Origin of the sequence: Streptomyces sp. NPDC051567, assembly GCF_044454165.1 — a bacterium.
Taxonomy (GTDB): domain Bacteria; phylum Actinomycetota; class Actinomycetes; order Streptomycetales; family Streptomycetaceae; genus Streptomyces.
The window spans coordinates 89,463-99,452 of the sequence record NZ_JBITDK010000025.1; the positions used below are offsets into that span (position 1 = coordinate 89,463).

Annotated in this window: 5 protein-coding genes; all 5 read right to left on the minus strand. The window is 76.2% G+C overall.

Annotated elements, in window-relative coordinates; translation table 11 throughout:
* Positions 1 to 97 precede the first annotated feature (97 nt).
* On the minus strand, positions 98 to 5,443 hold the full coding sequence (locus ACIA5F_RS24180; RefSeq protein ID WP_399356297.1) for a condensation domain-containing protein: 5,346 nt from the start codon (positions 5,441 to 5,443) through the stop codon (positions 98 to 100).
* An 18-nt stretch (positions 5,444 to 5,461) separates the two neighbouring features.
* Positions 5,462 to 7,387 (minus strand): amino acid adenylation domain-containing protein, encoded by a 1,926-nt coding sequence (locus ACIA5F_RS24185; RefSeq protein WP_399356279.1) that lies wholly within the window; start codon positions 7,385 to 7,387, stop codon positions 5,462 to 5,464.
* 5 nt (positions 7,388 to 7,392) lie between these two features.
* On the minus strand, positions 7,393 to 8,430 hold the full coding sequence (locus ACIA5F_RS24190; protein ID WP_399356281.1) for a TauD/TfdA family dioxygenase: 1,038 nt from the start codon (positions 8,428 to 8,430) through the stop codon (positions 7,393 to 7,395).
* A 99-nt stretch (positions 8,431 to 8,529) separates the two neighbouring features.
* Positions 8,530 to 9,339, minus strand: coding sequence for a thioesterase II family protein (locus ACIA5F_RS24195; RefSeq protein ID WP_399356283.1), 810 nt, complete (start codon positions 9,337 to 9,339; stop codon positions 8,530 to 8,532).
* On the minus strand, positions 9,336 to 9,990 hold a 655-nt coding region (locus ACIA5F_RS24200; RefSeq protein WP_399356285.1), incomplete at its 5' end, for a phosphopantetheine-binding protein. The genes ACIA5F_RS24195 and ACIA5F_RS24200, both read right to left, overlap by 4 nt.

Consider the following 9,990-nt stretch of genomic DNA (forward strand, 5'->3'; position numbering starts at 1 on the left):
ACCGCCGGTCCCACCGCGGACCGGCCGCCCCATGCCCGTGCGCCCCCGGCCGGAGAAATCCGGCCGGGGGCGCCCGTACATGGGGTACCTCGCCCCGCTACGGCTGCGGGACCCGGGAGCCCGAGCGGGTGCGGCGGCGCAGGGGTGGGGGTGGGGGAGCGGTGGGGGTGGCGGAGCCGAGGAGGGTGGCCAGCCCGGCCGGGGTCGGGTGGCGGAAGACCTCGCGGAGCGTCAGCTCCCGGCCCAGCTCTGCCCGGACCCGGTTCACCAGCCGCACCGCCAGCAGCGAATGCCCCCCGGACTTGAAGAAGTTGTCCCGCGGGGTCAGCCGGTGGTTCCCCAGGACCTCCGCGAACAGCCCGAGCAGGGCCGTCGCCAGCGCCTCGTCACCGGCCGCCGGAGCCGGCCCCGGGGTCCGGGCCGGGGTCCGGGCCGGGTTCGGCGGGAGGCGTACGGCGGAGGGGACCGCGTACTCCGGGAGCCGTTCGGCCGCCCACGCCTGGAGCCCGGTCTCCGTGACCGGGCCGGTCACGGGGTCCGTCAACGGGCCCGTGACGTGCGCGATCAGACGGCCCGCCACGACCTCGGCGCGGGCCCCGGTCACCGAGGGGTGCGAGGCCAGGACCGCCGAGACCCGGTCCAGGTCGACGGGGTAGCCGCCGGCCGACGGGCGAGGGGCCCGGGGGTCCGCGGGCGCGTCCAGCTCCGAGACCCGGCGCGCGGGATCGGCCGAGAACAGCTCCAGAGCCGTGACCAGCAGAGAGGCCAGGCGCTCCGCGCCCGCCGGCCCGTACAGGTCCGTCGCGTACTCCAGCACGCCCGCCAGTCCGCCGCCCGCCCGCTCGGTCAGGGCGAAGGTCAGGTCCGACGTGGCCGTACCCGACCCGTGGCCCAGCTCCGTGCCCGCCAGCGGGCCGCCGTCCCCGGCCGGAGCCGGGGCCGCCGCGTGGACCTGGAGCATCACCTGCACCAGCGGATGGTGTGCCGGGGAGCGGTGCGGGTTGAGGTGTTCCACCAGGCGGTCGAAGGGCAGCTCCTGGTGCGCGTACGCGGTCAGGTCCGTCTCGCGGACCCGGCCCAGCAGCTCCGCGAAGGACGGGTCCCCGGCGGTGCCGGTGCGCAGGACCAGGGTGTTCACGAAGAAACCCACCAGCGGGGAGAGCGCCTCGTCGGCGCGGCCCGCCACCGTGGTGCCCAGCGCGAGGTCCGTGCCCGCGCCCAGCCGGGTCAGCGCCGCCGCCAGGGCCGCCTGGACCACCATGAAGAGCGTGGCCCCGTGCGCGTGCGCGACCCGGGTCAGCCGCCGGTGCGTGTCCGCGTCCACGGTGAAGCCGGTGACCGCGCCGCGCCCCGAGGGCTCCGGGGGCCGGTGCCGGTCCGTCGGCAGGTCGATCAGCGGCGCGAGACCGGCCAGCTCCCGCTGCCAGTGGCCGAGTTCACCGTCCGCCCCGGCGAGCAGCTCCCGCTGCCACAGCGTGTAGTCGGCGTACTGGACCGGCAGCGGCGCCCACCCCGGCGCCCGGCCCGCGAGCCGCGCCTCGTAGGCCGCCGCCAGGTCCGCGAGGAGCGGCCCGGTGGACCAGCCGTCGGCCGCGATGTGGTGCAGCAGCAGCACCAGGGTCTGCCGGCCGGGCCGCTCCCCGGGCCCGGGCAGGAAGAGCCAGGCCCGGAAGGGAAGGTCGCGCGTCAGGTCGAAGACGTGCCCGGCGGCCTCGTCCACGGCCGCCGCGACGTCCGCGGGCCGTCCCAGCTCCAGCGGGGGCCGCGCCCCGGCCAGCACCCGCTGGTACGGCTCGCCGCCCTCGGCCCCGTACACCGTCCGCAGCACCTCGTGCCGCTCGGCGACGTCCGCCAGCGCCTCGGCGAGCGCCGCCGGGTCGAGCGGCCGTTCCAGCCGCCGCACCAGCGCGATGTTGTAGGCGGGCGAGGGGCCCTCCAGCTGGTCCACGAACCACAGCCGCCGCTGCGCGTACGAGAGCGGCAGCCGCTCCGGCCGGGCCCCGGGCGGTACGGGGGCCAGTGCGGGCCGGTCGGTGGCCGCCGCGCCGGTCTCGGCGAGCCTGCGGTGCAGGGCGGCCGGGGTCGGCGCCAGGAACAGGTCCCGGATGCCCGCCTCGACGCCCAGTACGGCCCGGATGCGGTTGACGAGCTTGCTCGCGAGCAGCGAATGGCCGCCGCCGCGGAAGAAGTTGGTGTCCGGGGCGGCGCTCTCACGGCCCAGGACCTGGGCGAAGAGTCCGCACAGGATCTCCTCGCGCGGGGAGGGCGCGGCCGGTGCCGCGTCCGCCGTGCCCGCCGCGGCCCGCTCCGCCGCCAGGGCCGCGTGGGCCTCGGCCTCGGCCAGCCGCTGCCGCCGCCCGGCCAGCGCACGGGCCTCCTCGGCCGTCACCAGCGCCAGCTCGCCGAGCCGGGCCTGCGGAGACCCGGCGAACGCGGTCAGCGCCCGTACGTACACCTCCAGCAGCAGGCGGGCCGTCCCCTCGTCGAAGAGGTCGGCCGCGTACTGGAGGGAGACGTCCATCCCCTCCGGCGGGCCCGACCCGTCCGACCCGTCCGACCCGTTCGGGTCGTTGTCGCCGCGCCGCTCCGCGCAGTGGAAGGAGAGGTCGAACTTGGCGGCGCCCAGGTCCGTGCTCCCGGCCCGCCCGGTCAGGGCGCCGAGCCGTACCTCGTCCCGTACCGCCTCCTGCACCGTCAGCATCACCTGGAAGAACGGGTGCTCGCCCAGTGCCCGGCCGGGCTCCGCGAGCCGCTCCACCAGCAGGCCGAAGGGCAGGTCCTGGTGGTCGAAGGCGGCCAGGTCCGCGTCCCGGACCCGCTCGACCAGCTCCCCGACGGCCGGGTCCCCCGACAGGTCGGCGCGCAGCACCAGCGAGTTGACGAAGCAGCCCACGAGGTCGTGCAGGTCCTGGTCGGGGCGGCCCGCCACGGGAGTCCCGATCGCCAGGTCCGTCCCCGCCCCGGCCGCCGACAGGGCCGCCGCCAGCGCCGAACGGGCCACCATGAAGAAGCTGGCCCGCCGGGCCCGCGCCAGCGCCACCAGCGCCCGGTGCGCCCCCGCGTCCAGGCGGGCGCCGACCGTGGCACCCCGGCCCGAGGGCTCGGCGGGCCGCGGCCGGTCGGCGGGCAGCGCGGTACGGGCCGGCATCCCCTCCAGCGCCCCCTTCCAGTACTCCAGCAGCCCGGCCGGATCGGCCAGCAGCTCCCGCTGCCACAGCGCGTAGTCGGCGTACTGCACCGGCAGCGCCCGCCACCGCGGGGACCGGCCCGCGCACCGGGCCTCGTACGCCTCGCCCAGGTCCCGCAGCAGCGGCGCGAGCGACCAGCCGTCCGTGGCGATGTGGTGGACCAGCAGCACCAGGACCGACGTGCCGTCGCCCGGCAGGAACAGCCCGGCCCGCAGGGGCAGGTCACCGGCCAGGTCGAGGTGTTCCCGGCCGAACGCGGCGACCAGCTCCTCCACCGTCCGCGCCGTGCACCCGGTCACCTCCAGCACCCGCGCGGGCACCTTCACCACCCGCTGGTACGGCTCGCCGCCCTCGGCCCCGTACACCGTCCGCAGCACCTCGTGCCGCTCCAGCACGTCCGCCAGCGCACCGGCCAGCGCACCCCGCTCCGGGACCCCCGCCAGCCGCAGCACCAGCGGCGCGTTGTACGCGGCCGAAGGGCCCTCGATCCGGCCCGTCAGCCACAGCGCCCGCTGCGCGTACGAGAGCGGCAGCCGCTCCGGCCGCGCCCCGGGCGGTACGGGGACCAGCGCGGGCCGGTCGGTGGCCGCCGCGCCGGACTCGGCGAGCCTGCGGTGCAGGGCGGCCGGGGTCGGCGCCAGGAACAGGTCCCGGATGCCCAGCTCCAGCCCGAGCGCGCCCCGGACGCGGTTGACGAGCTTGCTCGCGAGCAGCGAATGCCCGCCCAGCTTGAAGAAGTTGGCGTCCGGCGCGGCCGTCCCGCGGCCCAGCACCTCCGCGAAGAGCCCGCACAGGATCTCCTCCCGGGGCGACAGGACGTCCCGCCGCACCGGCCCCGCCGCCTCCGTGCCCCGCCGCGCCCCGGCCTCGGCCAGCCGCTGCCGCCGCCCGGCCAGCGCACGGGCCTCCTCGGCCGTCACCAGCGCCAGCTCGCCGAGCCGGGCCTGCGGAGACCCGGCGAACGCGGTCAGCGCCCGTACGTACATCTCCAGCAGCAGGCGGGCCGTCCCCTCGTCGAAGAGGTCGGCCGCGTACTGCAGGGACAGCTCCAGCCCGTCCGGCCGGCCGTCCGGGGTGTGCCGCTGCGCGCAGTACCAGGTCAGGTCGAACTTGGCCGCGTCCAGACCGACATCGGCGAGCCGCCCGCCGACACCCCCGCCCAGCGCCACCGGCCCGGCCGCCGCCCCGTCCGCGTCGACGGTCAGCATCACCTGGAAGAAGGGGTGGCGGCCGAGCGACCGCTCCGGGTTCAGCTCCTCCACCAGCAGGTCGAAGGGGAGTTCCTGGTGCTCGTACGCGGCCAGGTCCGCCTCCCGGACCCGGTCCAGCAGCTCCCCGACGGCCGGGTCCCCCGACAGGTCGGTGCGCAGGGCCAGGGAGTTGACGAAGAACCCGACCAGCTCGTACAGGTCCTCGTCGGGGCGGCCCGCGACCGGCGCGCCGATCACCACGTCCGTCCCCGCCCCGGCCGCGGACAGCGCCGCCGCCAGGGCCGCGCGGGCCACCATCGTCAGGCTGGCCCGGTGCGCGCGGGCCAGCTCCAGCAGCCCGCCGTGGGCCGCCGCGTCCAGGCGGGCGCCGACCGTGGCACCCCGGCCCGAGGGCTCGGCGGGCCGCGGCCGGTCGGCGGGCAGGGCGATGACCGGGGGCGCCCCCGCCAGGGCCGCCCGCCAGTGCTCCAGCTGCTCCCGGGCCAGGCTCTGCGGGTCGCCCGGGTCGCCGAGCAGTTCGCGCTGCCACAGGCTGTAGTCCGCGTACTGCACGGGCAGCGGCTCCCAGCCGGGCGCCCGCCCCGCCAGCCTCGCCCCGTACGCCCGGGACAGGTCACGCAGCAGCGGTCGCAGGGACCAGCCGTCGGTGGCCACGTGGTGGATCAGCAGGACCAGGACCGCACTCCCGTCACCGGGCCGCAGCAGCCGCGCGCGCAGCGGTGGCTCGGCGGTGATGTCGAACGTCTCGCGGACGAACGCGCCGACCGCCGCGTCCACACCGTCCGGCGGGCACTGCACGACGGCGAGCCGGGCCACGGCCGCCGCCTCCAGCACCCGCTGGTACGGCTCCGCGTCCGCACCGGCCGGCAGCACGGTGCGCAGCACCTCGTGCCGTTCCACCACATCGGCCAGCGCCGCCGCGAGCGCGGCCACGTCGGGCTCGCCGTCGAGGTGCAGGACGACGGGGGCGTTGTAGGCGGCGGACGGTCCGTGCAGACGGCCCAGGAACCACAGCCGGCGCTGGGCGAACGACAACGGGATCACGGTCATGTCCTGACTGTCCTAACGGTCCTGGCTCGTGGTGGCTCCGGCGGGCACGGTGGCTCCGGCGGGCGCGGTGGCTCCGGCGGGCGCGGTGGCTTCGACGAGCGTGTCGATGTGGGCGGCGAGGTCCCGCAGCCTCGGGTTGGCGTAGACGGCCTTCACCGGCAGCGCCACCCCCAGCTCGGCGCGGACCCGCGACACCAGCTTGATCGCGAGCAGCGAATGGCCGCCCAGCTTGAAGAAGTTGTCGTCCGGGCCGATCCGCGAGGCCCCCAGCACCGTCGCCCAGACCCCCGCGATCAGCTCCTGCGCCCGGGTCAGTTCCCCGGCCGCCGGCTCCACCGGCGCGGCGGCGGCCACGGGAGCGGGCAGCGCGGCCCGGTCCAGTTTGCCGTTGACGGTCACCGGGAAACGGTCCAGGGCCACGAAGGCCGCCGGAACCATGTACGCGGGCAGCCCGGCCGCGAGGCGCTCGCGCAGCCCCGCCTCCGTGACCTCCGCTTCCCCGGCCTCCGGGGAGAGCGTCCGGTAGTACGCCACCAGCCCCGGCGCCCCGTGCACCTCGTCGCGCAGGACGACGGCCGCCTCCGCGACCCCCGGCAGCGCCGTCAGCGCCGCCTCGATCTCCGGGAGTTCGATGCGGTGCCCGCGCAGCTTGACCTGCCCGTCCGCCCGGCCCAGGTACTCCAGCCGGCCGTCCGCCAGCAGCCGCACCAGGTCGCCCGTCCGGTACATGCGCCCGCCGTGGGCGCCCCCCTCCCCGGAGTCCGCGACGAACCGCTCCGCCGTCAGCCCCGGCCGGCGCCGGTAGCCGCGGCCCACGCGCGGGCCCGCCAGGTACAGCTCGCCGCTGCCGCCCGCGCCCACCGGGTCCAGCTTCCCGTCCAGCACCCGCATCCGCAGGCCGGGCAGGACGGCGCCGATGTGCGGGGCCTCGTCGGCCGGGCCGATCCAGCCCGCCGTGGAGTCCACCGTGCACTCGGTGGGCCCGTACAGGTTCACCGTGCGCAGCACACCCCGCGCGCCCTGCTCGGCGAGCCGCCGCCACAGCGCCGGGGAAACGGCCTCGCCGCCGATGAGCAGGGTCAGCGGGCGCGGTCCGCCGTCGGCGGTGAGCAGGTCCAGCAGCGGGTCCGCGTGCGAGGGGGTGATGTCCAGGTCGGTCAGGGCCTGCTCGTCGATCAGCCGGGCCAGCAGCGCCGGGTCCGCCCGGGTCTCCTCGTCGATCATCACCAGGGTGTCGCCCCGGCAGACCCGCACCCACTGCTGCACCGAGGCGTCGAAGGACGGCGAGGCGTTCCAGCCGACCCGCCCGCCCTCGGTGACCGCGATGCCCGCGCCCTCCAGCTCGGCCAGGAGCGCCGAGGCGGCGCCCCGCCCGATCTCCACGCCCTTGGGACGGCCGGTGGAACCGGAGGTGTAGATCACGTACGCCAGCGTGGAACCGTCCACCGCCACCGCCACCGGCGCGTACGGGCGCTCCTCGCCCGGCGCGGTCAGCTCGGCCACCGACAGGTGCGCCACGCCCGGCGCCAGCGGCTCGCCGCCCGCCGTGACGACCAGGTCGGCGCCCGCGTCCTCGACCAGGTAACGGCGCCGCCCGGCGGGCAGCTTCGGGTCCACGGGCAGGTACGCGGCCCCGGCGGTCAGCGTCCCGATCAGCGCGGCCACCAGGTCGGCGCCGCGCGGCAGGCACAGCGCGACCACGCTCTCGGGGCCGATGCCCCGGGCGGCCAGCCGCCCGGCGATCCGCATCGCCTCGGCGCGCAGCGCCCCGAAGCTCAGCTCACGGTCGCCCGCGACGACGGCGGCCCGCCCGGCGGGCGCCAGCGCGAGACGTTCCAGCAGGTCGGGTGCGGCGGCGCCCCCCTTGTCACCCTTGTCGCGCTTGTCGTTCCTGTGGCGCTCGTCGGCGCGCACACGCTCGGGAAGCACAGCGGTCATGACGGTCACTCCCCGACGAAAACGGTGGTGGACGGCTGGGTGGCGGGCGCGCAGTCGGCCAGCGCGACCGGCTCGCCCATGGCGACGAGGATCTTCCGGTCCCCCTGGTACGCCTCACGGCCGTGCGCGCACAGGATGTTGTCGACGATCATCAGGTCGCCCCGCTGCCAGGTCTCCCGTACGGTCACCCGGTCGTAGACGGCGTTGATCGTGTCGACCTCGGCGTCGGTGAGGCGGGAGCCGTCGCCCAGGTAGGTGTTGAAGGGCAGCCCGTCCTCCCCGTACGTGTCCACCAGCACCTCGCGGACATCGGCGTCCAGGGTGCGGCTGTTCCAGAAGGCGAAGTGGTTGAACCAGCTCTTCTCGCCCGTCACCGGGTGCGTGACGATCGCCGACCGCCGCTGCCGGGTGATCATCGAGTCGTCGTCCGGCCACGCGTAGCCGACGGTGTTCTCGTCGCAGTACGCCTGCGCCACCGCCTTGTCCTCCGTCGCGAACGTCTTGTACCAGGGCAGCCCGGCCAGCTCCGAGTAGGTGCGCACGAGCAGCCAGCCGGCCCGCGCGAACCGTTCGACCAGCTCCGGCGGCAGCAGGCGCAGCGCCTGGCGCATGTCGCCGACGGTGGTGGCGCCGCCCACCTCGGGGGCGATGACGCAGCCGAACAGCAGCACGCCCGGGAAGTCCAGCGTGTAGCTGTTCTCGTTGTGCAGCCGGATCGGCTGGACGGCCGGCAGGTCGGTGGAGGAGAACACGCCCTCGCCGAAGTCGGTGCGCGGGGTGGCCTTCTCCTTGTACCCCGCGCGCCGCTGGATCAGGGCGTCCCGGGCGGCGGCGAAGGAGGCGGCGTCCTCGACGGGCAGCCCGCGCAGCAGCACCGCGCCGGAGCGGTGCAGCTCGGCCTGGATGGCCGCCCGGTGGGCGGTCAGCCAGGCGACGGCCGTCTCCAGGTCGGCGCCGGCCGGGGTGTGGACGACGACGGGCTTGCCGGGCTCACGGACCGGGCTGATACCGGTTCCGGTGGGGGCGTCTGCGAACGTGGTCATGGAACGTCCTTAAGGGGGAGGGGAGTTCGGGAGGGCGGGGCGACGGGGCTACGGGCGGGCGGCGAGGCGCGGTGCGGTGCGCGGCGGCGCGGGTGCGGCTCAGACGGCGGCGGTGGCGTGCCCGCCGACCACCGGGGCCAGCACGGCGAAGAACTCCGGCAACCGCTGCTGGAAGTAGAAGTGCCCGCCGGGCAGGACGTACGAGGCGAAGTGCCGGTCGGTGATCCGCGCCCAGCGGTCCAGCGAGGCGGCCGGTGCGACCGGGTCGGCGTCACCGCCGATCACCGTCACCGGGCACGCCACCCGGGCCGAGGACTCCTCGCACCGGTACACGTCGTCGATGGCGAAGTCGGCGCGGATGGACGGGAGGATGATCTCGCGCAGCTCCGGCTCGTCCAGGATGCCGTCATCGGTGCCGCCGCGCTCCTTGATGGCGGCGACCAGCTCGTCGTCGTCCAGCCGCTCCGGGTGGACGGCGCACGGGTTGGCCAGGAACGGCGCCCGGCAGGCCGAGGCGACGAGGGCGCGCGGCCCCCGCCCGGCCGCCTCCAGGGCCCGTACCACCTCGAAGGCGACGAGCGAGCCCATGCTGTGCCCGAGCACCACCAGGTCGTCGGTGGCCCCGGCGGGCAGCGAGGCCACCACCGGACCGGCCAGATCCGCGATGGTCCGGGGCAGTTCCTCGGCGAAGCGGGCCCCGCGGCCCGGGTACTGGCCGATGAGGAGCCGCACATCGGCCGGGAGATGGGCGCGCCACTCGGCGTAGGCGTGCGCGTTGCCACCGGCGTGCGGCAGGACCAGCAGGGACGTGCGCTGCGGACCGTCGCCCGGCAGGTCCCAGACGACGTCGTCGGCGGCGGGGGTGAAGTCCGGGTACTGGTCGGTGCTCAGGGTGCTCAGGGTGCTCATGAGGAACTCCGTTCCTGGTCGGTGCGGCGGCGCAGGGCGGGCCTGGCCCGCCGGGGCGGGGGCGGGTCGGACCGCCGCAGGTTCTCGATGTGCTGGGCGAGGGTGGCGGGGGTGGGGTGCTGGAAGACGTCGCGGAGGGTGAGGGTGATGTGGAGGGTGGTGGTGACGCGGTGGGTGAGGCGGGCGGCGAGGAGGGAGTGGCCGCCGTGGTCGAAGAAGCTGTCGTCGATGGAGAGCGGCGCGGGAGCGTCCAGCACCTCGGTGAAACAGGTCCGCACGGACTCTTCGAGGGCCGTGCGCGGGGCCCGGCCACCGGCCGTCAGCACCGCCTGCGGGGCGGGCAGGGCGCGCTTGTCGATCTTCCCGTTCGGCGTCAGCGGCAGCCGCTCCAGCATCACGACGAAGGCCGGGACCATGTGGTCGGGGAGGAGCGTGCGCAGCCAGAGGCGGACGTCCTGCGGGGAGAGCCCGGGATCGGTCGTCACCAGGTAGGCGGTGAGCTGCGGGGTGCCGTGGTGGTCGGGATGGGTCGTCAGGGTGGCTTGGGTGAGGTGGCGGTGGGTGGTGAGGGTGGTTTCGATTTCGGTGGGTTCGATGCGGAAGCCGCGGATTTTGATTTGGGTGTCGGTGCGTCCGGTGTAGTGGAGGTTG

Excerpts from the sequence above, each read along its gene's own strand:
- ACIA5F_RS24190 (WP_399356281.1), bottom strand. The coding sequence starts at position 8,430 with ATGACCACGTTCGCAGACGCCCCCACCGGAACCGGTATCAGCCCGGTC.
- ACIA5F_RS24185 (WP_399356279.1), bottom strand. The coding sequence starts at position 7,387 with ATGACCGCTGTGCTTCCCGAGCGTGTGCGCGCCGACGAGCGCCACAGG.
- ACIA5F_RS24195 (WP_399356283.1), bottom strand. The coding sequence starts at position 9,339 with ATGAGCACCCTGAGCACCCTGAGCACCGACCAGTACCCGGACTTCACC.